Source organism: Nocardia sp. NPDC047038 (assembly GCF_040644075.1).
Taxonomy (GTDB): domain Bacteria; phylum Actinomycetota; class Actinomycetes; order Mycobacteriales; family Mycobacteriaceae; genus Nocardia; species Nocardia sichangensis.
In genome coordinates, this window is sequence record NZ_JBEYVQ010000008.1 from 276810 (window position 1) to 302878 (window position 26069).

The following is a 26069-nucleotide window of genomic DNA, read 5'->3' on the forward strand; positions in this document are numbered from 1 at the left end:
ACATGTGCAACATAGTGAATATTTGTTACATCAGCGGTACGCTGGCCCGCATGACATCTCGAACGCCTTTGCAGCGGGCGCTGGGGGACGGCGCGGAGCGGCGGCCCGAACCGATGGACGCTCTCCGTCTGGCGAAGCGAAAGTTCCTGCGCGGCGAGCGACTCGACGTCGGCCAGCTCGCGACCGAACTCGCGGTCAACCGGGTGACGCTGTACCGCTGGGTCGGCAGCCGCGACCAGTTGTTGATAGAGGTCATCTGGTCGCTCACCGAGGCGACACTGCGCGACGAGTGGGAGCGGGTGCGAGACCAGCCGGGCGCTCGGGTGCCCGCGCTGCTCGCCGCGTATCTCCGAGCGGTGCTGGCGCAACCGGGAGCGCGTAAGTTCGTGTTGGAGGAGAACGAGCGTGCCATGAAGCTGCTCACTTTGGCGGGCAACGGGTTCCAGCCGCGCCTTGTGAAAGCCGTTGCCCGGTATCTCGCGCGGGATCTCGAGGACGAGCGCATCGCCACGACGCTCACGCTCGACGAACTGGCCTACGCCAGCGTCCGGATCGCCGAGTCGTTCCACTACCTGCCGACGATCGCCGGGGCGCCCCCCGACCCGGACCGGGCGGAACGGGTCTTGAGCGCGCTGCTGCACAAAGGGACGGGGTGACCGGCTGACTCGCGCTCGACCACCTCGGTGTGCATAGACTGTCGGATCGAGGAGGAAGGACGCTGATGAAGCGAAAGCTGAACTGCCCCTGCGGAGAACTGATCGTCGGAACCGACGAGGATGATCTCGTGGCCAAGACGCAAGCCCATCTGGCCGAGAACCATCCCGGCCACGACTACTCGCGCGACGAGATCCTGTTCATCGCGTACTGACGAACAGCCCGCGTGGACGCCGCCGAGCGCTCCGGCACCCTGATCCTCGGGCCGGGTGAGGTTCGAGGAACGTGCCGCTGCCACGCCGACCGGCATCCACCGCCGGCACTCGTGCCGCGACAATCGCGGCGCATCACGGGCGGGGGCGCAAGCCTTCGATCATGTGTGTGGTCGTCTCGTCCACCAATTCGTCGGCGGTCTCGGCGGCGATCACGCCCGAGCCGACGAAGGTGGCCAGACCTTGTAGCGCGGCGACCGCGGACAGCGCGATCCGGCGCGGGTCGCCGTCGATCACCTCCCCCCGCTTCTGTGCTTCGGTGATGAGCGCGACCGGCGTCGCGAACGCCGCGTCCACGGCCCGGGACATCGCATCGCCCGCGGCGGGGCTGTGCCTGCGCGCGAACATCAACGCGACGAGCGCCGAGTTCTCGGTCGCGAAATGGAGATAGGTGCGGGCCAGGGCGCGGATGTGCCCGTCGGCCGAGTCGGCGGCCGCGGTCTGTGCGAGGGCGGCGGCGAGGCGTTGGAAGCCGGACACCGCGATGGCATCCAGTAGCGCCTGCTTGTCCTTGAAATGCCGGGTCGGAGCGGCGTGACTGACTCCGACGTCACGCGCCAGTCGGCGTAGCGACAAGCCGTCGACGCCGGACTCGCGCAGCGTGGCCTCGGCCCGCTGCAACAACTCGGCGCGCAGGTCGCCGTGGTGATAGGACCGGCTTCGAGTGATCGGCATGGTGTAGGCAGGATAACAAAAGGTAGTCATTGCCTACTTTGTAGGCGGTGACTACATTGACTCGCATGACGGTTCGGACCTTCACCGCCCCGATCGCAGTGCTGACGGTCTTCGCGGCGCTGCTCGCCACCATGTATCTCGGCTACGCCAGCAATACCGAGAAGAACCTGCACGACTTCCCGGTGGCCCTGGTGAATCAGGACGTCGGCGACACGCTCGACGGCAAACCCGCCAACTTCGGCGCCCAGGTCAGCGACGCGCTGGTCGCGGGCATCCCGGCGGAGAAAATCGACCTGCGCGTCGTCGGCATCGCCGAAGCGCGCAAACAATTGCAGAACGGTGAGGTCTACGGCGCGATCGTGATCCCGTCCGACTTCACCAAGCGGCTCGCCATCCTCGGCGCCGCCGCCGTGGTGCCCGGTGCGGTCGAGCGCCCGGTGATCACCATCCACACCAACCCGCGAATCGGCCCCTACACCACCGGCATCATGCAGCGCATCGCCGACCGCGCGTTGCGTCAGGTGGACGAGACCGTCGGCAAGAGCCTGACCGATCAGGTGAACGCCGCCCTCGCCGCCGGGCCTGGCGCGCCGGTCGAGCCCAGCGGGGCCGCCCGGCTGATGCTCACCGATCCCGTGCAGATCGTCACCGCGCCCTACCGGCCGATGGACGACGGCGCCGGGCAGGGCCTCGTCGCGTTCTTCTACACCTTGATCCTGCTGCTGGCGGGCTTCACCGGCGCCATGATCATCCACACGCTCGTCGACTCGGTGCTCGGTTTCACGCCCACCGAATACGGCCCGTGGTTCGTGCACCCGCCGTCCACCGGCATCTCCCGGTTCCGCACGCTGCTGATGAAATGGGCGGTCATCGTCACCGCGGCTCCGGTTCTGTCGGGGATATTCCTCGGGGTCGCCTCGGCATTCAATGTCCCACTGGGCAGTCCGCTGCTGTTGTGGCTCTACGGAACACTGGCCATCGTCGCGGTCGGAGTGACCGCGCTCGCCGTGCTCGCCACCTTCGGCACCGCGGGGCTGCTGGTCAATCTGATCCTGTTCGTCGTCCTGGGCCTGCCCTCGTCGGCCGCCACGGTCCCCCTGGAGGCGACGCCCGCCTACATCGCGAACCTCGCCGCCTTCGAACCGATGCACCAGATCTACCTCGCCGTTCGCGCCATCCTGTTCTTCGACGCCCACGCCGAAGCCGGTTTCGGCCAGGGCTTGTGGATGACGGTGCTCGGCCTCGGGATCGGCCTGCTGCTCGGTGTGACCGCGACCTACGCCTATGACCGCCGCGGCCTGCACCGGGCTTCGGCTCCGACCGAGAACGCACCGGTCATCGCCGTACCCGCCCTAGCTCGATGAAAGCCCCCCGCGCGGTGGTCGGTGTGGGCTACCGCGCGGTGTGAACCTCCCCGGTTGCGTGATGAGCGAAAGCTCGAGCGTCGTGCGGATACCGGCTGGGCGGCCACCACCACGGGAATGGCGTTCACGATGTGTCCTGCCGCAGCGGGGGTGGCGGCGTGATTGTGATCGCCCTTGCGGCTGGTGGGGCGGATGTCCACGACGTAAGACGGCTCGCCGACGATTTCGACACGATTCGAGCTGCCCGTCTGGGCCGTAGCGGCCGGCCGGGGCGGAGGTACACGGCCGATCACGTGGCGTACCTGTGGGAGCTGATCGAGCGCTCCGGGACGTCGTAGTATCGAGCTTGGTAGTCCGCCCCGGCCGTCCATCGTCCAGCCGGGCGGCAGCCACGGGGAGTGCAAGATGAGCGCACGCGAGGGCCTCCGCCCGCGACGGTTGCATCGCAGCACCCGGGTGCTGGTGGTCGCCGCCACGGTGTTCGTCGTGTCGCTGTTGGTGGTGCCTCGGCTGATCCGAGGCTACGTCAGCTGGCTGTGGTTCGGCGAAGTCGGCTTCCGTGGTGTCTGGCTGACCGTGCTGTTCACCCGGCTCTCGCTGTTCATCGCGGTCGCGCTGATCATCGGTGGCGTCCTTTTCGCGGTGCTGTGGCTCGCGTTCAGATTCCGCCCGCTCTTCGTTCCCGAGTCCGAAGAGGAGAACAGTCTTCGGTCGTATCGGGCGGCGGTGCTCCGGCATCCGGTGCGGTTCGGTCTCGGTATCGCGACCACGCTGGGGCTCGTCTGCGGCCTTGCCGCGGAGTCGAACTGGATGACCGTCCAGCTGTTCGTCCACGGCGGGTCCTTCGGCGTGTCCGACCCGCAATTCGGGCACGATATCGGGTTCTTCGTCTTCGACCTTCCCTTCTATCGATTCGTACTCAACTGGCTGTTCATCGCCGTGGTCCTCGCCTTTGTCGCGAGCCTCGCCGCGCACTACCTGTTCGGTGGCCTGCGGCTGTCCAGAAAGACGGGCGGCCTGACGCACGCGGCCCGCGTCCAGCTCGCGATACTGGCCGGCTCGTTCATCCTCTTGAAGGCTGCCGCCTATTGGCTCGACCGGTACTCACTGCTATCCAGCCGCAGCAAGGAACCCACTTTCGCGGGCCCTGGCTACACCGACATCAACGCGGTGCTTCCCGCCCGCCTCATTCTCTTCGCGATCGCCGTCATCTGCGCCGTGGCGGTCTTCGCCGCCATCGTCGTGCGGGACCTGCGAATCCCGGCGATGGCCGCGGCGCTTCTGCTGCTGTCGTCGATCCTCGTCGGAGCCGTCTGGCCATTGGCCGTCGAGCAGTTCTCCGTCCGCCCGAACGCCGCCGACATGGAGCGCGTCTACATCCAACGCAACATCGCGGCCACCCGGCAGGCGTACGGGATCGGCAGCGACCGGGTCGAGTACCAGCCCTATCCCGGCGTCGGCACCAGGTCGCCGCCCGAGGTCCCCGCGGACGTCACCACGATCGGTGACGTCCGTCTGCTGGACCCGAGCGTGCTCTCCCGGACGTTCACCCAGCAACAACAGCTGAAGAATTTCTACAGCTTCCCACCGCATCTGGACCTGGATCGCTACCGGGTCGGTGGGCAACTGCGCGACTACGTGGTCGCGGCGCGCGAGCTGACCCCGACCGCGCTGAGCGGCAACCAGCGCCATTGGGTCAATCGTCACACCGTCTACACGCACGGCAACGGGTTCGTCGCCGCACCGGCCAACCGGGTGAACGCGGCGGTCCGCGAGGCCGCGGGCGATGCCGCGAGCAGCAACAGCGGATATCCGATCTACGCGGTCGGTGACATCGCGTCCCAAGCCTCCGGGCACCAGGTGATCCGAGTGGATCAGCCGCGCGTCTACTTCGGCGAAGTGATCGCCCATGCGAGCCCGGACTACGCCATCGTGGGCGGCGGCACCGAGCCCCGCGAGTACGACACCGACACCACCACCTACACCTACGCCGGCGCGGGCGGCGTCCCGATCGCCAACTGGGTCAACCGCCTCGCCTTCGCGGTGACCTACACCGAGCGCAATATCGTCTTCTCGAAGGCGATCGGTCCCGGTTCGAAGATCATCTTCAACCGCGATCCCCGCCATCGTGTCGAACTCGTCGCACCGTGGTTGACCACCGACAACGACCCCTACCCGGCGGTCGTGAACGGCCGGATAGTCTGGATCGTCGACGCGTACACCTCGATCGACGGCTACCCCTACGCCAAGCGCAGTTCGCTCGAAGCCCTCGAGCCGGGCGACGAGACCCAGCGGGAGTCGCCGCGAGAGATCTCCTACGTGCGCAACTCCATCAAGGCGACCGTCGACGCATACGACGGCACGGTCACCCTCTACCAGGTCGACCGGCACGATCCGGTGCTGGCGGCCTGGATGAAGGTCTTCCCCGGCACGGTCCGACCGGAGGAGTCGATCAGCACGGAGCTACGGGCGCACTTCCGGTATCCCGAAGACCTGTTCACGATCCAGCGCGAGATGCTCGCCAAATACCACGTCGACGAACCGCGCGAATTCTTCACCACCAACGCGTTCTGGTCGGTGCCCAGCGACCCCACCGTGGAGTCCAATCCGCATCAGCCTCCGTTCTACGTCCTGGTCGGCGACCAGGCCAGCGCGGAACCGTCGTTCCGGCTGGCCAGCGCGATGGTCGGCTACAACCGGGAATTCCTCTCCGCCTACGTCTCCGCCCGCTCCGACCCGGAGGGCTACGGCAAGATCACCGTCTCGCAGTTGCCCACCGACACCCTCACTCAGGGTCCGCAACAGATCCAGAACTCGATGATCTCCGACACCAGAGTCGCTTCCGAGCGCACCCTGCTCGAGCGCTCGAACCGGATCCAGTACGGCAATCTGCTCACCCTGCCGATCGCCGACGGCGGCGTGCTCTACGCCGAGCCGCTGTTCACCGAACGGATCTCGACGGCACAGAACGCGTCGACATTCCCGCAATTGGCGCGAGTGCTGGTCAGTTACCGCGATCCCGGCACCGGCGGTGTCCTCGTCGGCTACGCGCCGACCCTCGCGGAGGCGCTGGAGCAGGTGTTCGGTCCGGCCACCGGCAGACTCGCCACGCCGCCCGGCGGCGGACCCGGCGCCCCACTGCCGCCGGGTCAACAGCCCGCCGCGCCACCACCGGTCGCGTCACCGCAGGCGCAGCCCCCGCCGGTGGATCAGGCGAAGATCGCCGAACTCAACGCGCAGATCGACCAGATCCGGGCCGCACTGGAACGCCTGCAGAAACAGCTGGGCGAACTCGAACGCAACGGTCGCTGACGCTCGCGTCGTCGGCCGCCCGCTACTAGTCGGATTCCGCTGCTGCCGAGTCACTTTCGAGGACCGCGCTGCGTTGCGAGTCCGGCAGGTGAACCAGAATCAGGCCGACGCCCGCGATGAGGAAGTTCTGCAACGCGGCCGACGAGGCGTTCACGTCGTCATTGGCCCACATGCGGAACCATTCGCCGCCGATGGTCAGGAACCCGCCCAAGAACAGCAGCACCGCCATGGTCCAGCCCAGACTCGACAGTTTCACGGCCGCGTCCAGACCGGCTCGCAGCCTGCGCGGCCGTCCGGTCAGCACCCGGCCCCATACGGCTCCCGCCGTGAGGAGCACGAAGGCGATCAGGAATTCCCAGATCACCACGAGGATGTAGGCGACGAGCGCGACATTGCCATTGGTGATCGCGCGCCAGTCCGTGCCCGGATTGTGGATCGTCGCTTTCATCGACAGCACAGCGGCCACGCCGTTGCGATTGGTGTCGGTGTCGACGCAATTGGTGAACGCGACGAACAGATAGTAGAAGCCGGTGATGGTGGCCAGCGTCGCCACGGCCATCCGGCGACTGCCCACCACATCGAGAATCTTTGTGCCGCTGCGTGTCATCTGTCTACCTCGGGTCGACCGGCCAGGAGCTCCAAGCGTCGACGATCATATCGGTGCCCGATCACGCATTCTCCCCACGGCGGGGAGCCCGGCACGGCCGGGGACGAGTCGAAATGTTGTCTACCGCATGAGGTTCCGTTTTGTATCGCCCGGAGTCTGTGCGCGAGGCTTCCGGCTGTACGACCGGCGGCGGCGGGCGGGGGACGTCGTGAAACGCGGCGACTGCGCCACCCGGGTGTGGTGGCGCAGTCGTCAAGTGTGCGCTCCGAAGGCTCGGCGGAAGTGCCGAACCCACCGGCTTCTACTGGGCGGTGGTCTGCCGCTTCGGCAGCTTCCACCCCGGCCGGGGGAAGTGGCAGGTGTAACCGTCCGGGTAACGCAGCAGGTAGTCCTGATGCTCCGGCTCGGCCTCCCAGAACTCACTCGCCGGGGTCACCTCGGTGACCACCTTGCCGGGCCACAGACCGGAGGCGTCCACGTCGGCGATGGTGTCCAGGGCGACGCGCTTCTGGTCGTCGTCGAGATAGAAGATCGCCGACCGATAGCTGCTTCCGATGTCGTTGCCCTGGCGGTCCTTCGTCGTCGGATCGTGGATCTGGAAGAAGAACTCCAGCAGTTGCCGGAAGTCCGTCCGGGCCGGGTCGTAGACGATCTCGATCGCCTCGGCATGGCCAGGGTGGTTCCGGTACGTGGGATGGTCGTTGCGTCCACCGGTGTAGCCGACGCGTGTCGATATCACTCCCGGCTGCTTGCGGATCAAGTCCTGCATGCCCCAGAAGCATCCACCGGCCAGAATCGCCTTGCGCGTGTCGGTCACGCCTCCTCCTTCGCGAAGAGAGTCCTGTACTGCCCATAGCCTTCCGCCTCGAGGTCGTCGAGGTGGATGAACCGCAGCGCAGTCGAATTGATGCAGTACCGCAAGCCGCCCGCCGCGCGGGGACCGTCGGTGAACACGTGCCCGAGATGGCTGTCGCCGTGTGCCGAGCGCACCTCGGTGCGGACCATCAGATGGCTGAAGTCCCGCTTCCGCACCACGTTCCCGGCTTCGATCGGCTTGGTGAAACTCGGCCATCCACTTCCGCTGTCGAACTTGTCGACCGAGGCGAACAACGGCTCACCCGACACCACATCCACATAGATGCCCGGCTCGTGGTTGTCCCAGTACTCGCCCGTGAACGCCCGCTCCGTGCCGTTCTCCTGAGTGACGTGGTACTGCTCAGGCGTCAAGGCGGCGACCGCCGCGGGATTCCGGTTGTACTCCCGTGCCACATGACCTCCTCATATCGGCCCCTGGTACAACCAGGGCACCGGCATGGAAAATCCCGTGCGAGCCGGGCGTCACACTCCGGCCCGGGCAGCCGGGCCCACGGCGGCCGCCCACCGTCACCGACGGCGTCGGTCGTCCCGCTATACCGTGGAACTCGCGGTGGCTTCCGGGGCGGGAGGGGCGACGCTCGGGGGCGCCTTTCTCCGGGGCACCGTGAATACGGCGACCAGGCAGAGAACCGCGACAACGAAGCACGCGAGGGTGTACCACAGATTCCCGATCGGGTCTCCTTCGCTGGTCACACCGTCGACGGCGGCGAAGAAATCGGGCAACGCGGTCGCCCAGAGCAATGCCATCACGCCCAGGTACACCACGCCGTAAATGCGGACGAAGTCGTTCGTATAGGGCGCCGCGTCCGAGTCGCCGCGCCGCAGCCGGAGCCACTGGCGGGTCAAGATCACCACGGCGGCAATGGAGAGGACGGCCAATTCGGCGGCGTAGAGCACGCCACGCACCGCGGTGCTACCCATGCCGAAGACGGTCGCGGGGATGGGCAGCACCGCTGTGCCCAACGACGCGAGAATGCCGATGACGATCGTGCGCCCGACCAGCTGCCCTCCGGAGAGGTTTCGGCCCTGGTCGATGTGGCGGCCGACGAACAATTGGACGCAGAAGGCGAGCGACATCGGCCACAGAGCGGCGAAGACGACCACGCTCGGAAGCGGTACCGAATCGAACATCGGTTGATTGATCGGGTTGTCGACCGACCACTCCCACCAGCGCAGCTGCGGGCCGAGATGATCGAAGATCTCGTAGAAGGCGTGGTGGACGAAGCCCACGCACACCGACCCGGCGAGCACCCCGTAGTGCCGGAAGACCCCGAGAATCCTGACCAATTCGAACGCGAGGGTGGCCATGAACGGGTAGATCGCGATGATGTAGAGCGGTAATCGGCCCCAGAGGAATTCCACGGTGAACAGGTTGTGCGCGAACATCGTGTCGACGTGCGCGTCGATGCCGAACGCCGCGGGGAAGTACAGCGGCGGCTCGATGATGAACAGATACGCGGTCGCCCCGAACCAGAGCACCAAGTTGGTGGGATCGCCGTGGCGGCGCAACCGCACGATCGCGTAGATCAGGGCCAGGACCGCGCCGAGGACGATCGTGAATTCGAGGACGGGAAGGGTCCAGTTCTCCAACGCGAAAGGGTTCCGCACCTCGACCGGCCCGCCCGCCTCCTCGCAGGAGAAGCCGAGCGCGGTCGCGAGACGGTCGAAGGTGGGTGCGCAATGATCAGCCATCGGTCCGGCTCCTAGCGTGCGACCGTGTCGGCGGTGTACCAGTGCGAGACGTCGTAGCCGGCGTCATAGCGTTCGAACCATACGGCGGCCAGTTCGGGTAGTTTCTCGTGGTCCGGATTGTGCTTCGGCAATTGACTTCGGATGACGCCCACCAGTGCGACGAGTTGTTCACCGAGCGGCAGGTGGTCGAACGCGCGCGGCATCGGGCCGTTGTCCTCGGCCTGCAGAAACGGCAACCATTTGCGCAGCTTCTGCCTCCGCCGGTAATTCGCGAACATCGACAGCGCGTCGACCTTTCGCTCCTCCAGCGGGACATGCTTGTTGAAGCCCGCGCAGGCCAACCGGATCACCTTCATCACGTGACGGAAGATCGACGGCGCCATGCGCATCCGATACACATCGCTCCCGACGACGGAATCGAAGATGATCAGCGCGGAACTGCGATGTTCGACCTCTTCGACGAAGTGCCAGATGAACAGCGACGCCACTCGGTCGTCGCCCGGCCGGAACAAGGTCGAGTCGTTGTCGAGCATCAGTTTGAACACCGGAGTGAACGTCGCTTCGAGATCGGCGGTGTAGGCGAGGCGGTATTCGACCGAAGTGTTCACGGTGAGGCGGTCGAATTCCGCGATCACTTCGTTGAGCGTCTCCTGCAGTCCCGGGTAGCGCCGGATCAAGGCATTGGCGTGCTGGCGGTGGGCGGTGGAGTGCTGCCCCTCCTGGCGCACGAACGCGTCGGCTTCCTCGGCGACCTTGGGATCGGTGATCAGGGGCATGGCCTCGCGGATCATGTTGACGATCATCTTCTCGAAGCCGATCGCCAGGAAGGACACCGCATTGGCCATGGACGAGAAGGCCGGATTCTCCTCGTTCCACAAGAAGGGCACGTCGTAGTCCGCGAATGCGAAGCGCATCTTCCGTACTTGAAGATCGGTCACTGGGCTATACCTCGACTTTCCGAAAACGAACCGGTCCGGCGGCACCATCCCGATGCGCCGAGCCGCGTTGCAGTGATCATACATACGACTGTCTAAGTGTATGATCAGAATCGCGCTCGAACCGGGACTCCGGCACCCTTGTGATACGGTCGAACCCTTGATCCGGAGGGTCGGCAGGCTTTCCATCAGGGGGTTCGCAAGCGACGGGCTTCGAGTCGAGGAAGCGGGCAGTGGCAGGAAGGCGCGGGTGGGGCGGGAGTCCGCCGAAGGACGACGAGGAAGCCTCGCGTCGCATCGTCGCCGCCGCGGTCGAACTGATCGGACGGACGGGTTCGGAGATCGGCATCGCCGACGTCGCCGAGTCGCTCGGCGTCATCCGGCAGACGGTCTACCGGTACTTTCCCAGCGCGGACGCGCTGATGACCGCGGCGGCGATCGCCTCCGTCGACGGGTTCCTCGATCGGCTGACACAGCACGTCAGCGGGTTGGAGGACGCCGTGGAAGCGATGACCGAGGGGGTGGTGTACACCCTCGCCGAGGTCCGTCGAACACCCCATCTCGGCATCTTGCTGTCGAGCACGTACTCGAACGTCCATCCGGAGAGCCTGACCTCCGAAGAGGCGCAAGCCTTCGGCATGACGATGATCAAGCGCTTCGACGTCGACTGGGCGCGTTACGGATACGACGACGAGTCGCTGCACGAGCTGGTCGAATACGTCCTGCGCACGATGCAGTCGTTCTTCATTTCCCCGGGCAATCCACCGCGCGGCGAAGATGACCTGCGGCGGTATCTACGGCGCTGGATGGGCGCCGCGATCATCGCCCAGACGAAGCCCTCCGCGAGCGTCCAGGGGTTTGCGCCGTAATCCGTTGCGGCACTTGTGGTGTGCCGCCGATTCGGGCGAGGCGAGTCGGATCAGCTCGCGTCGTCGAGCCGTACCGTCACGAAGACGCGGCCGCGTTCGTCGCGTCGCGCTACCGCGTGCCCGGGCCGGTCGGCGCCGTTCAGATGGAGCGTGATGGGGCCGCCCTCGCCCAGGAAGTTCCGCCACCACGTCTTCCGGTCCGGCAACGCGACTCCGATGACGAGCTCGTCCGCTTTTCGCCAGTAGTTGACCGGTGTGCTGAACGTCCGCCCGGACCGTCGCCCCACGTAGGTGATCACCACGAATCCTCTGCCCAGCAGGCGCCCGAGTACCGGCGCGTCGAGCATGCCTGCCACCCCGGCGTTCATCGCTCGCACGACGCGTCCCAGCACCGTCTTCAGTTCCACGAATTCCTCCAGCCACCCACGGACATCTCCCGAACCCTAACCGTTTTCGCGGCGACGAGCCCGCCGCGGTGGGCCGGACGGTCATCGAAATGTCGTTTTGCGACGCTCGACTTCCGGTTGTGGGCAGGATTCGCCAATTGACCGGCACCTCGAACGGACCCGCTTCGATACTCGTGCAACGACCGTCATCACGGCGGCCGGAGGGTTCATGCGCAGAAGGGAAACCGATGACAACCAGCCTGCCCGCATTCCCCGCGGCGAACGAGGATCTGCTGGACACCTGCATCCGGCTCCGGGAGATCGCGCCGGTGGTCGAGGTGGAGTTCCCCGGCGGCGTGCCCGCCTACCTGGCCCTGACGCACGACGCGGTGCGTGAGATCCTCGCCGGGGACAACAAGACCTTCGCGCGGGATCCGAAGCATTGGCCGGCCCTGCACGACGGTTCGATCGCGGAGGACTGGCCGCTGCGCGCCGTCGTGCAGGGCGATCACCTGTCCACCAAGGACGGTGACGACCACCGGCGGCTGCGGGGTCTGATCAGCAAGGCGTTCACGCCGGGCCGGGTGCAGGCGCTCGAGCCGCGCATCCAGGCGATCATCGACCGATTGCTGGACGACGTGATCGCCGCCGGTGACGGCGTCGATCTGGTGCCCACCTTCACCGAAGCGCTGCCGATGGCGGTGATCTGCGAACTGTTCGGGGTGCCTGAGCCGGAGCGGGACCGGCTGCGACGCTGGACCGCAACCCTGCTGGCCCACACCACACCGCCGGAGGAAGCATTCGCGACGCAGAACTCGCTGATGACATACCTGTACGAACTGGCGGACCGGAAACAGGAAACGCCCGGCGACGACCTCACCACCGGTCTGGTCCAAGCTCGCGATCGGGACGACAAGCTCACGGCCGACGAACTGGTCGCCGTTCTGTGGATCATGCTGGTGGCCGGGCACGAGACCACGGTGCATCTGCTCGGGCACGCCATTCTGGCGCTGTCGCGACACCCCGAGCAGCTCGCCCTCGCGAAGGCGGAAGACCGCTGGGGTGATGTGGTCGAAGAGACTGTGCGCTACCGCCATTCGGTGATGATGACGAGCTGGCGATTCACGCTGACGGACGTGACCGTGGCCGGAGTCGCCATACCCAAGGGCCAGGCGGTCGGTGTCGCGTACCAGGCCTGCGGGATCGACCCGGCCGAATACGGCGAGACCGCGAACGAGTTCGACATCACCAGGGAGCAGCGCGGCGGACATCTCGGATTCGGTCACGGGCCGCGGTACTGCATCGGCGCGGGCCTGGCCCGCCTGGAGGGCCGTCTCGCGCTCGCCTCGCTGTACCGTCGGCTGCCGAACCTGGAACTCGCCATCGACCCCGACGAAATCCCGTACTCGCCGTCGTTCTTCACCGTCGGACCCCTGTCCATTCCGGTGAAACTGGGCGCCGAGAAGCAGTAACCCTTGCCCGGCGCGGCAGCCGAACCACGAGGTCTCGGGTCCCGACTTTCGTGCCGGTTGCCGCGCCGGTCGACCCGCAATTGCCGATAATCGGTCAGCGTGGTGAACGACTCGCTGGGTGCTGGCCACGGCGCACTCGATGCATGTTCACATGGTCGGCAAGTCTGCGCGGATGGTGCCCGGGCCGTTCGCGATGGTCGCGGCGGATAGTCGAATCTTGCAACGTTTCCGCTGGTCAACGGTCTATTGCGAACGGGAAACGCATTGTCGGATCTGGCGAGATCGGATCATGTGTCGTGTCACGCTGCTGCGGTCCGCAGTTCCGTAGCAACTGGCAGGAAGGATCGATGACGCCGATGTCACAAGGAGATCCGATCGTCGGGACCACGTCCGAACAGCTCGCCCGGATCGCAGTCCAGGGGCCCTGGGACGCCCAAGGGCAGGTGCGCCCGGAAGCGGTGCAGTTCGCGTCGAACTTGGTGAGCGCCGTGCGTAAGCGCAGTGGCAAGGGGCTGGTGCCCGATGACGTGGACGATCTGGTGAACCGGGCGCTGAACGTCGCCGTGCCGACGTTCCCGCGCATCGAAGGAGCGGGCGGGATCGGTCTGTCGGCGCACATGCTGCGTCAGACCACCACCCGGCCGTGCCCGCTGGTGGTCTTCCCCGCCGGGTGGACACCCGTCGGCTGGCCCTTGTTCGAGTACGCCTATCTCACCCTCGCGTGGAAGGGCTATCACGTGCTGGCCTACACGCCGCGCGGAATCGGCTGGACCGCCACACCGGGAACGAACCTGCCGTGGTTCGGCACGTCCGAAGGCACCGTCGATGTCGCTGGTCCATGGGATCGGGCCGACGGCAAGAAGGTGCTCGACTACGCGATAGACGAACTCGCCCCCAGCGGCATCGCCTTCATGGGTGAGTCCTATGGCTCGGGCATCAGTCAGCTCGTGGCCGCGCACGATGACCGGGTCGACGTCGTCGTCGCGCTGAGTACCTGGGGCAACCTCGCCACCAGTCTGTACGACAACGGCACCCGCCATCTGAAGGCCGTCGAGGCACTGATCGGCCTGACCGGTGGCGAGCAGGCGGAGAAGTTCGACGAAGAAGCACTGGAGATCCTGGCGAAGTTCGCCGAGGGTGTGGACATGGATCCGGTTGTCGAGTGGGGCACCGAACGCGCACCGGAACGCTATGTCGGCTCCCGTGATATTCCGACCTTCTTCTCGAATACCTGGCACGAGGGGCTTTTCCCGGTGAACCAGGTGCTGGAGACCTTCGAGAAGCTTCCGCGCCCGAAGCGGCTGAACATGTGGATCGGCGACCACGCGGCGCCGGAAGGCCCCGGCCTGATCGCTCCACCCATGCCCGGTGCGGGCCCGAACGAGCCACTGCGCGAGGCATACGCCTGGCTCGATCACTACCTGAAGGACGAGGACAACGGCGTCGACGCGTGGCCGGAGATCAGCAATCAGGTCATGTTCACCTACGTGACCACTCCGGGCGCCGGGAACGGCCAGAACGTGATCGTCGAACCGGCGCGGCGCGAGGAGAAGGCCTCGTGGGCGGACGTCACCACCGACACGGAAGTGCTGGTCTTGACCGATGAGCGTGAGGGCGGCGACGGTGTGCTGACCCCTGATTCCACGGGCGGTTGGCAACGCAGTTTCACGGTGGGCGAGGAGCCCGAGGTCGTCGCCATGGACAAGCTCATGACGACGGGCCAGGAGGAGTGGTCGGGCAATCCCAAGGTCTACCGGATCGATGAGATCGACCGCGGTCATGCCCTCGTCTGGTCGACGGGGCCGCTGCTCGCAGCACGAGGCGGAGTCGCCAGGCAGATCCGCGGGATCCCGCGGTTGCAAGTGACCATCGACAGCACCGACGAGTCCGCGACGGTGGTCGCCTATCTGCTCGATGTCGACGAGAACGGCTCGGCGAGAATCATCACCCACGAACCGAAGACGATCGAGTCCGGTCTGCCCGCGTCCGTTTCGTGGGAGCTGCAAGCAGCCGCCTACGATCTCCCCGACGGCCATCGGTTGATGCTCGTCCTCGACGGCATGGATCCGCTGTATTCCAGCGCGAACAAGGTCGGTTCGACGATCACCGTCAGTGCACCGGACGGCGCCCCGTCCTGCCTGGAGTTGCCGCTCGGCTGACCGTTGCGCGTGGCCCGGGCAGGCAAACCATCCGGGCCACGCCATGGTCGACGACGGATCGGGCCATGACCACGATTCGGCGGTCTTCAGCCCGGCGCGAACGTCACCACCAAGACATCGCGATAGGCGGGGCGGCTCCGATCCACCGGACGCACCGGCGAAACACTGTGCAAGGTGCGGCGGTCGTCGCCGAGCAGCAGCGTTCCCGGCCGATCGAGGGTGGTCCGCAGCAGTCGTCGTCCGTTCGGATCGAACACCGAACTCGCACCGCCCAGGGCATTCTGCCGTCCAACCAGAAGCGAGGAGACCAAGGTGACGCCATCGCGGTGGCGGCCTTCGGGTGTAGGCAGGCCGTCCGCGTCCGCCGAGGCGATGACCCGGAAGGGATGTACTTTCGCGCTCCACCGCGCCGGGGCGGCGTCCAGCGCCGTCGCCAATCGCGCGAGCAGTCGCAGCACCGCCACGAAAACAGGGTCGGTCACGAATGCGTCGGTCAAGGGCTCGAAAGTGCGGTCCACGCCGATATAGAGCGGGTTGGATTCCTCGGGCTGCACGAACGAATCCGACGACAGCAGGCCGATGCGACCGGCCGAACCGGTGAGTGAGAACCGGCCGTACCGGCGCAGCCTGCGCGTGCCACGGGCGTCGGCGTAGACGTCCGGGTGCAAGTCTTCCCAGTGTCGGCGAAATCGTTCCCAGTCGGCCGGCTCCAGGTCGAGGCTCGCGGTGGTGACGTCAGCGGGCAGGAGGTGCACGCCGTCGGCGACCAAGGCGTCGCTCGCGGTCCGTTGTACCTGCTCCGCCGTCTGCCCTTCCGGATTCAACGGACGTGGGGCCGGGTGGGCGCGGAGATGACGTCGTCCTCCGCCGCGATCACGACGTCGTAGTCGTGTTCGGTGAACCGCCGGGCCAGTTCCAAACCGATACCGCTGGAGGCTCCCGTGACGAGTGCGAGTGGTGTGTCGGTCATGTGCTGGGGCTACCCACTGAAGCCGCACCCATACCCGGGTCCGACCGGCTCGGTAGTCTGCAGGGGTGTCCGCCGCGCCCGCCGACGCTGACGCACCGATCGTTCCGGTGCGAGACGGAGTGTTCTTCACACTTCCCGCCGCGTTGCCGCGGGGGCGCCACAATCTGGGGCGGGAGCAGGTGATGGCGGCGCAGCGGGAACGGTTGCTGGTCGCCGTGACCGAACTGCTCGCCGCCCGCGGTTACGCCGGATTCGGTCCCACCGATGTCGCCAAGCGGGCCGGAGTGTCCTTGGCGGCGTTCTACGACGCTTTCGCCAACAAGGACGAGTGCGTATTCGCGGGCTACGACCGCTTCATCCAAGTGCTGCTGACCCAGCTGACCGCCGCGGACGTCAAGGGCCGGGACCGCAGATCCATCGTCGCCGACGCCCTCGGCCAGTACCTCGGCTCCCTGCAGAACGACCTGGTCGTAGCACGCGCCTACCAGGTGGAGATCGACGGGCTCGGGCCGGCCGCCCGGCGACGCAGGCGCAAGTCGATCCGGCTGTTCGCCGAGTACATCCGCGGTCTGGTGCAGAGCGCCAGCGCGAACCGGCAGCCACTGTTGTCCGTCACCGCGTACATGGGCGTCGTGTACGCCGTACGCCAGCTCACCGCCGATGCGCTCGACGAGTCGGGCGAGCCGGATCTGACCGCGCTGAGCGCCGACTTGGAGCCCTGGCTCACCGATCTGTTCCGCGAACACTGACCCGGCGCGCGGCCGCGAGCCCGACTTGACATGACAGCCGCCGTCGCGCAGCATTGGCGTAAAGCTCGTTACTTCGATACCGCCCGCATCGGCGTGGCACGACGCCGAATGTCCGATTCCGCCGTCGTCGATCCCCCGCGACGGATGCCTGTCGTCGAAAACCTCGAATGGCCGTAACAATCGCACTCTTCACCCGTGACCTGCGCGTCCACGACAACCCGGCCTTGTTGGCCGCCGTACACGAGGGCGCGGCAGTGGTTCCGCTGTTCGTCGTCGACGACCGGCTCGTCGGCAGCACTCGCCCGGCCGCCAACAAACTGCGTTTCCTCTCCGCAGCGCTGGCCGAACTCGATGCCGAGCTTCGCTGCGCCGGTGGGCAACTGGTGATTCGGCACGGTGACTACGTCGAGGCGGTGGATCGGGTGGCGGCACAGGTGCACGCCGACAGCGTCCACATCGCCGAGGACGTCACCTGGTACAACCGATGCCGACTTCGGGCACTGGGCGAACGGCTGGCGCGGCGCAGCTGCCTGCTGCACACCCATCCCGCCACCCTCACCGCCGTGGATCCCGCCGATTGCGGACCGTATCGGCCGGACGACGAGGTTCCGGACTTCGCGACCTATTTTCGCCGATGGTTGTCGGCGCCGAAGCGACGACCGCTGGAAAAGCCCACGGAATTGATCGTTCCCCGCATCGAAAGTGATCCCGTGCCGAGATTCGACGAACTCGGCGACGCGGCCGTTTCACCGCAGTTGGCGGTCGGAGGCGAGATCACGGGTCGTGCGCTGTGGCGAGGCTGCACCGCCGACCGACGACAACCACGCGGCCGGTCCAAGGGTGACCTCACGGGCGAGGGATGCTCCCGGCTGTCGCCGTACCTGCATTTCGGTTGCCTGTCGGCCGCCGAGATGGCGTACCACACCGATATGGCGACGCCGGACGGCCGCGCTTTCGTCCGGCAGCTCGCTCGGCGCGACTTCCATCTCCAGTTCCTCGTCGCCCGGGCCGATCTCGCGCGGTCCGGCGCTGGTACGGATGTGCGGCAGGCGCACGATCCGGTCGTCGTCGGCGCCTGGCGCGACGGCCGCACCGGATACCCGATCGTCGACGCGGGCATGCGGCAGCTGGCCGCGCAAGGGTGGATGCCGGAGCGGGCACGGGTGATCGCCGCCAGTTTCCTCACCACGACGCTGCAGGTGGACTGGCGGGTCGGCGCCGAGCATTTCCGCCGGTGGCTGCTCGACGACGCGGCGAGCGACCGCTTCACCTGGCAGCAGGCGGGCCGTTTCGACCCGAGAGCGGTCGGCACCGCCGAACGCTACGACCCCGAGGGGAACTACGTGCGGCGCTGGATACCGGAACTGGCTTCCCTGCCGGGTTCGGAGATCCATCGCCCGTGGTGCCACAGCGTGCCGCCCTCGGTATATCCCGCTCCCATCGCGGGCAGCGCGAGCACGTAACCGGCCCGCCGGGCGGTTTCGCGTGCTCGCTGCCGGGTACCGCGGCGACGGACGTAATTCGTCAGTCCGTCCCGATTGCCCGAGGGAGGTCAACCATGGCAACCACGATCGACTCGACCACCGACGCCGTCGATTTCCTCATCGACCAGCACGGCCGGATCCGGCAACTGTTCATCGAGACCGCCGACACCTCCGACCCTGTTGAGCGCGAAAGCAAGTTCTTCGAATTGCGACGCCTGCTCGCCGTGCACGAGACCGCCGAAGAAGAGATCATTCACCCGCGCGCCCGGCGTGAACTGGGCGATGGCGCGTCTGTCGTCGACGCGCGGCTGGAGGAGGAGAACAAGGCGAAAAAGCAGCTCGCCGAAATGGAGTCGCTCGACATCAGCTCGATGGAATTCCAGGTGAGACTGGCCAAGCTGCGCGAAGCGGTGCTGGCCCATGCCGACCATGAGGAACGCGAGGAATTCAACCGGCTGCGCGAGGAACTCGACGACGAGACGCTGCGACGACTGCGCAAGACCGTCGAGCTCGCGGAGGCGATGGCGCCGACCCGGCCGCATCCCGGCGTGGAATCCGCCGCCGCGAACGTTCTGGTCGGCCCGTTCGCCGCGATGATGGATCGTGCCAAAGACATGATCAGCAAGCCGCGGCATTGATCCGTGCGGCAGTGCAAGACGCGCGCGGCGCGCGGCACCTGGTGCCGCGCGCCGCGTCGCTCAACGCCTGAACAGCCGTGTTCCGTTCCGGGCGTAGGCGTGGGGGAGTCAGTCCGGTATGTGTGATTCGTGGGTGAACGGTTTGGTGCCGTGAACCGCGGGCTCGCCTTGCGGGTTGGTCTGCGCGCCATGGTTCACGCGTTCGTCGGAATCGAGCCATTCGCTGACCGGATTGTCGATGTAGCGCCATTCCGTGCCCGAGGGCCACGGCCCCTGCCCTTCGTTCCATGGGCCGCGGGCGCTCGCGGAGCCGTTGGACATGTTGAAGGCCACGTTCTGGAACCGATCGTCGCCGGGCAGTGCTCCGGGCGGGAAGTTGACCGGCAATTCGTTCAGCGCCGCGGTGAACTGCTGGAAGTGTGCGATCTCGCGGGTCATCAGGAACGAAAGCGTGTCCTGCACACCGGGATCGTCGGTGAACTGTTTGAGATATTCGTACACGATCTTGGCGCGCGACTCCGCCGCGAGGTTGCTGCGCAGATCGACCGAGGGCTCACCGTTGGCGTCGACGTACGACCCCGACCAGGGCACGCCCGCGGAGTCCTTGACGACGGGCCCGCCGCCGCTGAGCACGAAGTACAGGGGGTTCACCGCGACCTGATGGATCACCTGGTCACGTCCGCCGGGCGTCGCCACCATCGGCATCCAGTCGCACCGCTCGTTGGCTTGCTTCAAATCGTCGTTGAGCCCGTCGAGCAACATGGTGATCATCGCGCCGACGATTTCGAGATGGCTGAGTTCCTCCGTGGCGATGTCCATGAACAGGTCATAGGTTTTCGGGTGCTTGCCACGCAGCATGAACGCTTGGTTGAAATATTGCATGGCGGCCTTCAATTCGCCGTTGGCGCCGCCGAACTGCTCTTGCAGCAGGGTCGCGAAACGCGGATCGGGACGGTCGACGCGAACTTCGAACTGGAGATCCTTGTTATGGGTGAACATCGCTCTCCTTACCAATATGGTCGGCTGAACGAGATGGCTTCTACTGCCTAACCCAGCGCACGACGAGCAAGAGACGCGTTGCTTGTTCGGTGGCGACGATACGGGTTCGAATTGCCGGTCGTGCGCAGCGACACGAGGCGCGACCATGCCCTACCCCACGCCGGGGACCTCCAGCCAGGCCGCGCTGTCGGCGGGCAGGACGCTGTCCTGCAAAGGCTCGCTGGACAACAACAGCCGCTCGTGCCTGGGCAGCGTGGTCGGCGCGTTCGAAACGTTGACGATGCACACCAGGCCGGGAGAGCGTCGGAGAAGCAGAACACCCGGCGCACTGGGCAGCCAGGACCAAGCGCCCTCTCCGAGGGCCGGATGGTCCCGGCGCAGACGCAGCGCCCGGTGATAGAGGTCGAGCATCGAATCCGGTTCCCGCTTCTGCAATTCGGCGGTCAGCGACACCCAGCGCTGTGGCTGCGGCAGCCAGGGAAGGGTGTCTACCGGGCCGAATCCGAATGGCGGCCGGAATCCGCTCCACGGCAGTGGCACACGGCACCCGTCGCGGCCGCGGGCGGTGTGGCCGGAGCGCTCCCAAGTCGGATCCTGTAGCACCTCTGGCGGGAGATCTTCGACCTCCTCCAAGCCGAGTTCCTCGCCCTGATAGAGGTAGGCGCTGCCGGGGAGCGCGAGCATCAGCAGCAGCGCCGCCCTGGCGCGGCGACGACCCAGCCCGACATCGACGGGACCGTGCGGTTCGTGCTGTGAACCGCCGCCGCGGGTGGAGGCCCGCCCGTAGCGGGTCACATGCCTGGTGATGTCGTGGTTGGACAACACCCACGTGGGTGGCGCGCCCACCGCGTCCAACGCCTCGGTCGTGCAGTCGACCACGGCACGCAGCGCGTCGGCATGCCAGGAACACCGCAGAAAATCGAAGTTGAATGCCGTGTGCAGTTCGTCCGGACGCACGTAGCAGGCGAGGCGCTCGGGTTTGGCCACCCACGCTTCGGCGACGAAGACCCGATCCGGCCCATAGGAATCCGCGATCTTGCGCCAGCCGCGATAGATCTCGTGTACCTCCTGCCGGTCCCAGTGCGGATGATCGGTCCGATCCGGCGGCTCCATCATGTCCTCGTGATCGGTTTCGATATCCGGTAGATCGGGGTGTTTGACCAAACCGTGCGCCACGTCGATGCGGAAGCCGTCCACGCCCCGATCCAGCCAGAAACGCAGGATCGACTCGAACTCGGCACGGACGTCCGGGTGCTCCCAGTCCAGGTCCGGCTGGTGGGCGTCGAACAGGTGCAGATACCACTGCCCGTCCGCCACTCGGGTCCACGCGGGGCCACCGAACACACTCCGCCAATTGTTCGGCGGACCGCCGGAGGACGCGCCGTGCCGGAAGAGGTAACGGGCTCGCTCCGGCGAGTCCGGCCCGGCCGCCACTGCCTGCTGAAACCAAGGATGCTGATCCGAGGTGTGGTTGGGGACCAGATCCACGATGATGCGCATATCCTGCGCGTGCACCTCGGCGATCAGCTCTTCGGCCTCCGCGAGCGTGCCGAATCGGTAGTCGATGTCGCGGTAGTCGGAGACGTCGTATCCTCCGTCCGCCATCGGCGACGGATACCAGGGCGTGACCCATATCGCGTCCACTCCGAGGTCGCGCAGATAGGGCAGCCGAGACCGGATACCGGCGATGTCGCCGAGGCCGTCGCCGTTGCCGTCGCCGAAACTGCGGATGTAGATCTGATAGATCACGGCATCGCGCCACCAGAGAGCAGTCATCGCGGCACCCTCCTCTCGGCTCGTCCCAGGGCGGTTACCCACGATCGGAATCCTCGTAACGTCGCGTCGGCGCTACGCGGTCGAGGAGGAATCGTCACGCGCGGGGTGGCGGCGGGAGGTGGTGTGGTCTGTGCCCGCCCGGGTAGTCGCTGGACATGGCTACCACAGCTCCACTACCGGAAGAACGAGCAGGCACGCCGCGGCGAGCCGTGGTGACCGGGGGAGACTCGGGAATCGGTGCTTCGATCGCCGTCGCGCTCGCGGCGGGCGGGACCGATGTCGGGCTGACGTTCCACAGCGACCAGCGCGGCGCGGAGGGCACCGCGACGCAGGTGCGCGAACAGGGCAGGACCGCCGTCGTGCGCCGTCTCGACTTGGCGGCCCCGTCGTCCGCCGGGTCGGTGATCGACGAACTCGCCGACGAACTCGGTGGCCTCGATGTGCTGGTGAACTGCGCGGGTACCGGGTCAGCGCGGAAGGCGATGGACATGGACTTCGACACCTGGCGGCACGTGCTGTCGGTCGACCTCGACGGCGCGTTCGTCTGTTCCCAGCGCGCGGCCGGACATATGATCGCCGCGGGCAACGGGGGCAGGATCATCAACATCACCAGCGTGCACGAACACGTTCCCCGGGTGGGCGCCGCACCGTATTGCGCGGCCAAAGCGGGACTCGGCGCACTGACGAAAGTATTGGCGCTGGAACTCGCCGAATACGACATCACCGTCAATTCGGTCGCGCCGGGGGAGATTTCGACACCGATGACCGGCCAGGAAGACGTCGATCCCCGAGCGCAGTTGCGTCCCGGCGTGCCACTGGGCCGAACGGGGCACGCGAAGGAGGTCGCTGCCGTCGTGGCGTTTCTCGCCGCACCGGAGGCGAGCTATGTCACCGGCGCGTCCTACGTGGTAGACGGCGGCATGCTTCTGATGGGCCCGCAGGCCAGCACCTTGTTGACCGACGAGAAATGGCGCACGCCGTGACCACGGATCCGGTTACTTCGCGTCGTCGCGGGGCAATGCGCTGAGTTCGAGCAGACTGTCGACCAGGTCGGTGCGGGCGTCCGTCTATCGCTCCGCTACCGGAGTCATGCAGCTGGCCGGGGGATCGACGAACAAGCAGAGGGCCGGACCGCGGGTAGGACGGTAGCCGTCGGGCACTCCGCCCGCGTCGATGACCTGCGTGTAGGCGCCGACGGCGTCGGTGGGGCGGCGGGTGAGGGAGGGGTCGGTACGCACGTCCACGGTGTAGAGGCCGAAACGGGGCGTGTAGCTTCCCCATTCGTAGTTGTCGGTGAGGCTCCAATAGTTGTAGCCCATGATGTTCATGCCGTCGGCCTTGGCGCGCTGGATCCAATAGACGGTGTCGCGAAGGTGATCGCCGCGAACATAGCCATCGGCGCGTGGACGGCCGTCTTCGGTCGGCATCCCGTTCTCGACGACGTAGAGCGGTTTACCGGGCAGCCGGCGCGAATAGTATTGCAGCGCATAATAGATGCCTTCGGTGCGCAACGGCAGCTCCCAGATGCGCGGTCCGGGCAGCGTGGGCATCGCCGAACCGCTGGCCCGCAGGATGGACTCGATCAGCGACTGCGCCGGGTCGAAGGCGAAGTAGTAGTCGACACCCACGTAGTCGAGCCGATCGGCGATGCGGTCCATCAGCGGGCCGTTCACCTGCGCCTCCGAACCGGCGACGTAACCCATGTTGCTGGTCACCTGTGCGCCCGGCTGCTTCTGGTGGATGTAGTCGTAGCTGGCATTGTGTGCCTGCGCGACCCGCTCGAGCATTTCGCCGGCATCCGCGGCGCCGTGGCGGACCTCGTGCATGATGTAGGCGACGGGCTCGTTCACGGTGACCCACAACGGGTTGCGTGCCGCGTAGCGGTCCACGACGTTGCGCATGTTGGCCAGCCAATCCTCGACCATGCGGGGATTGCGCCAGCCCCCTCGGTCGGCGGCCCAGCCGGGGTACACCCAGTGGTCGAGCGTGATCATCGGTCGCATACCGGCCCGCTCGACGCTCGAGATCACCGCGTCGTAGAAGCGGAAGGCGCCTTCGTCCCACACTCCCGGCGCGGGTTGCACTCGGGCCCATTCGATCCCGATCCGGAACACCCGCACGCCCAGGTCCGCCGCGAGCTGGATGTCGGAGGCATAGCGGCCGTAGAAGTCGACGGAATCGCCGAGGGCGTCGTAGCCAGGGGTCGCGCCGACGTATCGGGTCCAATTGCTGTCCGGCGCATGACCTTCGGACTGGAAGCCGGAGGTCGATACGCCCCAGAGGAAGTCTCCGCCCAGCACCGGTAGGCCGGCGATCGGCTGTATCGGCGGGATGGCCGCGGATTGCGTGGCGAGAAGCAGGGTGGATGCCGCGGCGGCGAGCGCGGCCAGGACGTACCGACGGAACCGAGATCGCATCGACCCAGAGTAACTGGGTGCTGTCCACTGATTGCCGGAATCCGCTTATCGCAGCGATTCGAAGACGTGGACACTTGTTGCGATCGGTTTGCGGGTGGGCCACGCGGACCGCGACGCGTGGCACCCGCAGGTGCTATTGCATGGCGAAGCGCAACAGCGCCTGCATGTCGCCCTGCTTGATCTTGCCTTGGCGATTGAGGACTTCCAGCTGCCACACAGCGCCGTTGCGGAAGGCGCGAGCGACCGCGTTGGCGTTGTCGGTGCCGAGCAGCGAGGGCCAGATGTCGGCGACTTGCTGGCTGTTGCCGCCGGTGGCGTCGTAGATCTTGAAGGAGATGTTGTTCGCCTTGTCGAAAGAACTGCCCTTCTTGAAGGCGGCCGCGACGAAGACGATGGCGTCGATCGCGGTGGGGACGTCGGCGAAGGTGACGTGGATGGTCTCGTCGTCACCGGAAGCGGCGCCGGTCTGCTCGTCACCGGTGTGCGCGACCGAGCCGTTGCCCAACGGGTCCAGCGAATCGAGTCCCGCGAAGCGCACCGGGTCGTTGCCCTGCATGAGGACCGCGATCAGATCGAGGTCGACACCGCGTTTGCGGCGTGCCCAGCCGAGTGCGCCGCCGCTCGTTCCGGACGACGGATCCCAGCTCACTCCCACACTCAATTTCGTGATACCCGCGAGGTCCGCGGCACCGTCTTCTTTTCTGAGCGTAATCACGACATCAGGATACTGACGACCAGCCGCCGCGCTCGGGACAACGAATCCGTCTCCGGGACAGGCAGGTCCGCACCGGGTGGTGGAAGTCCATCGCGCGACGCGGCACCGTTGTCGCCGCAGCGATCACCGGCCCGCTCGGCGTGCCCACCACGCCTCGACCAGGCCGGTCGCGCCGATTCGCGCTCGCCGCCGGTTCGGCACGGCGGCGCGGTGATCGAACACGGCGAAGTCGCTGTCCTCGATGCGGTCGAGGATCTCCGAGTACAGCGTCGTCGCCGTCGCGACGCAGGGGCGCGAACGGCGGTGCAGCAGGGCGATTCCGGCAGCGGCGAAGCGGTAGATGTCGCGAGTGCGGGCGATTTGCGCCGCCAGGGCGCTGCGTACCCGGGGCTCGGTACGCCGCCGGGTGACGCACCAGCGCAAGAGATCGCGATCGACGTCGAACGCGGCCAGTTCGTCGGCGGGTAGATACATCCGGTCACGCAGGAGGTCTTCGCCGACATCCCGCAGGAAGTTGGTCAGCTGGAATGCCTTGCCGAGCGCGGCGGCATGCGGCGCGGCCGCATCGGCACAGCCGGTGCCCAGAATCGGCAACAACTGCAATCCGATCACTTCGGCCGACCCGTAGACGTAGGTGTCGAGCGCGGCGCGATCGGGATAGTCGGTCACGGTCAAATCCATTCGCATCGATGCGAGGAAGGCGTCGAACAGCTCCGCTGGAATGCGATATCGATCAGCAGTGTCCAGAACCGCCGGGAGAACGGCGTCGGTGTCGGCGGCGCGGGCGCGGAAGCGGCCCGCGAGTTCCTCGAGCCGCCGGGCACGTTCGGCGATATCGAGACGCGGGTCGAACTCATCGAGGATGTCGTCGGCTCGGCGGGCGAATCCGTATAGGGCGTGGACCGCGGGGCGCTGATCCGGTGCGAGCAAACGGGTCGCGAGGAAGAAGGTCTTTCCATGGCGTGCGTTCAGCCGGCGGCAGTACCGGTAGGACCGGTGCAGTCGCTGGTCGCTGAGCCGGGTGGTGTCGAGGTCGGTGCGGGTCATC

At 66.6% G+C, this 26069-nt stretch carries 24 protein-coding genes and 2 pseudogenes; 11 read left to right on the forward strand and 15 right to left on the reverse strand.

What is annotated here, in order from left to right; all coding sequences use genetic code 11:
- Window positions 1-50: 50 nt before the first annotated feature.
- Together ABZ824_RS26060 and ABZ824_RS26065 are read left to right on the forward strand one after the other, a co-directional pair.
- Window positions 51-656, forward strand: coding sequence for a QsdR family transcriptional regulator (locus tag ABZ824_RS26060; RefSeq protein ID WP_356965880.1), 606 nt, complete (start codon window positions 51-53; stop codon window positions 654-656).
- A 65-nt stretch (window positions 657-721) separates the two neighbouring features.
- Entirely contained in the window at window positions 722-868 is a 147-nt protein-coding gene (locus ABZ824_RS26065; protein WP_355075467.1) for a DUF1059 domain-containing protein, read from the forward strand.
- Window positions 869-1001: 133 nt separating this feature from the next.
- Here ABZ824_RS26065 and ABZ824_RS26070 read toward each other — a convergent pair whose 3' ends face one another.
- Window positions 1002-1601: a TetR/AcrR family transcriptional regulator gene (locus ABZ824_RS26070; protein WP_355075468.1), complete on the reverse strand. Its 600-nt coding sequence runs from the start codon at window positions 1599-1601 to the stop codon at window positions 1002-1004.
- Window positions 1602-1666: 65 nt separating this feature from the next.
- Between ABZ824_RS26070 and ABZ824_RS26075 the strand changes: the two genes are divergently transcribed.
- Window positions 1667-2965 (forward strand): DUF3533 domain-containing protein, encoded by a 1299-nt coding sequence (locus tag ABZ824_RS26075; RefSeq protein WP_356965882.1) that lies wholly within the window; start codon window positions 1667-1669, stop codon window positions 2963-2965.
- Here the strand turns inward: ABZ824_RS26075 and ABZ824_RS26080 are convergent.
- Window positions 2954-3219: pseudogene (locus ABZ824_RS26080) on the reverse strand (hypothetical protein); the annotation flags it as partial. The gene ABZ824_RS26075 and the pseudogene ABZ824_RS26080 overlap by 12 nt on opposite strands.
- Window positions 3220-3370: 151 nt before the next feature.
- Between ABZ824_RS26080 and ABZ824_RS26085 the strand changes: the two are divergent.
- On the forward strand, window positions 3371-6277 hold the full coding sequence (locus ABZ824_RS26085; RefSeq protein ID WP_356965884.1) for a UPF0182 family protein: 2907 nt from the start codon (window positions 3371-3373) through the stop codon (window positions 6275-6277).
- Between the two features lie 25 nt (window positions 6278-6302).
- Here ABZ824_RS26085 and ABZ824_RS26090 read toward each other — a convergent pair whose 3' ends face one another.
- From ABZ824_RS26090 to ABZ824_RS26110, 5 genes are all read right to left on the reverse strand, one after another.
- The gene (locus ABZ824_RS26090) at window positions 6303-6884 is read right to left on the reverse strand and encodes a DUF2165 domain-containing protein (RefSeq protein ID WP_356965886.1); all 582 of its coding nucleotides are present in this window, start codon (window positions 6882-6884) and stop codon (window positions 6303-6305) included.
- A 301-nt stretch (window positions 6885-7185) separates the two neighbouring features.
- Window positions 7186-7701, reverse strand: a complete 516-nt coding sequence (gene msrA / locus ABZ824_RS26095; protein WP_356965888.1) for a peptide-methionine (S)-S-oxide reductase MsrA — start codon at window positions 7699-7701, stop codon at window positions 7186-7188.
- On the reverse strand, window positions 7698-8153 hold the full coding sequence (gene msrB, locus ABZ824_RS26100; RefSeq protein WP_355075479.1) for a peptide-methionine (R)-S-oxide reductase MsrB: 456 nt from the start codon (window positions 8151-8153) through the stop codon (window positions 7698-7700). Before msrB ends, msrA begins: the two co-directional genes overlap by 4 nt.
- Before the next feature lie 138 nt (window positions 8154-8291).
- Window positions 8292-9452 (reverse strand): hypothetical protein, encoded by a 1161-nt coding sequence (locus ABZ824_RS26105; RefSeq protein WP_356965889.1) that lies wholly within the window; start codon window positions 9450-9452, stop codon window positions 8292-8294.
- Between the two features lie 11 nt (window positions 9453-9463).
- A complete protein-coding gene (locus ABZ824_RS26110; protein WP_356965891.1) occupies window positions 9464-10390 on the reverse strand; it encodes a metal-dependent hydrolase in 927 nt (308 codons plus the stop codon).
- Window positions 10391-10620: 230 nt separating this feature from the next.
- On the opposite strand from ABZ824_RS26110, the gene ABZ824_RS26115 reads away from it, so the two are divergent.
- Window positions 10621-11256: a TetR/AcrR family transcriptional regulator gene (locus ABZ824_RS26115; protein ID WP_356965893.1), complete on the forward strand. Its 636-nt coding sequence runs from the start codon at window positions 10621-10623 to the stop codon at window positions 11254-11256.
- A gap of 50 nt (window positions 11257-11306) precedes the next feature.
- Here the strand turns inward: ABZ824_RS26115 and ABZ824_RS26120 are convergent, their stop codons facing one another.
- Entirely contained in the window at window positions 11307-11624 is a 318-nt protein-coding gene (locus tag ABZ824_RS26120) for a hypothetical protein (protein ID WP_355075556.1), read from the reverse strand.
- Window positions 11625-11890: 266 nt separating this feature from the next.
- On the opposite strand from ABZ824_RS26120, the gene ABZ824_RS26125 reads away from it, so the two are divergent.
- Entirely contained in the window at window positions 11891-13114 is a 1224-nt protein-coding gene (locus ABZ824_RS26125) for a cytochrome P450 (RefSeq protein WP_356965895.1), read from the forward strand.
- A 356-nt stretch (window positions 13115-13470) separates the two neighbouring features.
- Window positions 13471-15273 (forward strand): CocE/NonD family hydrolase C-terminal non-catalytic domain-containing protein, encoded by a 1803-nt coding sequence (locus ABZ824_RS26130; RefSeq protein ID WP_356965896.1) that lies wholly within the window; start codon window positions 13471-13473, stop codon window positions 15271-15273.
- Window positions 15274-15359: 86 nt separating this feature from the next.
- Here ABZ824_RS26130 and ABZ824_RS26135 read toward each other — a convergent pair whose 3' ends face one another.
- Window positions 15360-16028: a 2OG-Fe dioxygenase family protein gene (locus ABZ824_RS26135; protein ID WP_356965958.1), complete on the reverse strand. Its 669-nt coding sequence runs from the start codon at window positions 16026-16028 to the stop codon at window positions 15360-15362.
- A 78-nt stretch (window positions 16029-16106) separates the two neighbouring features.
- Window positions 16107-16243 (reverse strand): annotated as a pseudogene (locus ABZ824_RS26140) (SDR family NAD(P)-dependent oxidoreductase); the annotation flags it as partial.
- A gap of 65 nt (window positions 16244-16308) precedes the next feature.
- Between ABZ824_RS26140 and ABZ824_RS26145 the strand changes: the two are divergent.
- The 3 genes from ABZ824_RS26145 (at window position 16309) to ABZ824_RS26155 (ending at window position 19114) form a co-directional block, all read left to right on the forward strand.
- A complete protein-coding gene (locus ABZ824_RS26145; RefSeq protein ID WP_356965898.1) occupies window positions 16309-16992 on the forward strand; it encodes a TetR/AcrR family transcriptional regulator in 684 nt (227 codons plus the stop codon).
- A 167-nt stretch (window positions 16993-17159) separates the two neighbouring features.
- Window positions 17160-18455, forward strand: coding sequence for an FAD-binding domain-containing protein (locus tag ABZ824_RS26150; protein ID WP_355075493.1), 1296 nt, complete (start codon window positions 17160-17162; stop codon window positions 18453-18455).
- A 95-nt stretch (window positions 18456-18550) separates the two neighbouring features.
- The gene (locus ABZ824_RS26155) at window positions 18551-19114 is read left to right on the forward strand and encodes a hemerythrin domain-containing protein (protein ID WP_355075494.1); all 564 of its coding nucleotides are present in this window, start codon (window positions 18551-18553) and stop codon (window positions 19112-19114) included.
- A gap of 108 nt (window positions 19115-19222) precedes the next feature.
- On the opposite strand, the gene ABZ824_RS26160 is transcribed toward ABZ824_RS26155, so the two are convergent.
- Window positions 19223-20113 carry a manganese catalase family protein gene (locus ABZ824_RS26160; RefSeq protein ID WP_356965901.1) on the reverse strand — a complete coding sequence of 297 codons (891 nt, stop codon included), beginning with the start codon at window positions 20111-20113 and terminating at the stop codon, window positions 19223-19225.
- Window positions 20114-20263: 150 nt separating this feature from the next.
- Window positions 20264-21889 (reverse strand): glycoside hydrolase family 13 protein, encoded by a 1626-nt coding sequence (locus ABZ824_RS26165; protein WP_356965903.1) that lies wholly within the window; start codon window positions 21887-21889, stop codon window positions 20264-20266.
- A gap of 155 nt (window positions 21890-22044) precedes the next feature.
- Between ABZ824_RS26165 and ABZ824_RS26170 the strand changes: the two genes are divergently transcribed.
- On the forward strand, window positions 22045-22872 hold the full coding sequence (locus ABZ824_RS26170; protein WP_356965905.1) for an SDR family oxidoreductase: 828 nt from the start codon (window positions 22045-22047) through the stop codon (window positions 22870-22872).
- Between the two features lie 84 nt (window positions 22873-22956).
- On the opposite strand, the gene ABZ824_RS26175 is transcribed toward ABZ824_RS26170, so the two are convergent.
- From ABZ824_RS26175 to ABZ824_RS26185, 3 genes are all read right to left on the reverse strand, one after another.
- Window positions 22957-24306 carry a family 1 glycosylhydrolase gene (locus ABZ824_RS26175; RefSeq protein WP_356965907.1) on the reverse strand — a complete coding sequence of 450 codons (1350 nt, stop codon included), beginning with the start codon at window positions 24304-24306 and terminating at the stop codon, window positions 22957-22959.
- Window positions 24307-24439: 133 nt separating this feature from the next.
- Window positions 24440-25021, reverse strand: coding sequence for a TerD family protein (locus ABZ824_RS26180; protein ID WP_355075501.1), 582 nt, complete (start codon window positions 25019-25021; stop codon window positions 24440-24442).
- 123 nt (window positions 25022-25144) lie between these two features.
- On the reverse strand, window positions 25145-26068 hold the full coding sequence (locus ABZ824_RS26185) for a phytoene/squalene synthase family protein (RefSeq protein ID WP_356965909.1): 924 nt from the start codon (window positions 26066-26068) through the stop codon (window positions 25145-25147).
- Window position 26069 lies beyond the last annotated feature (1 nt).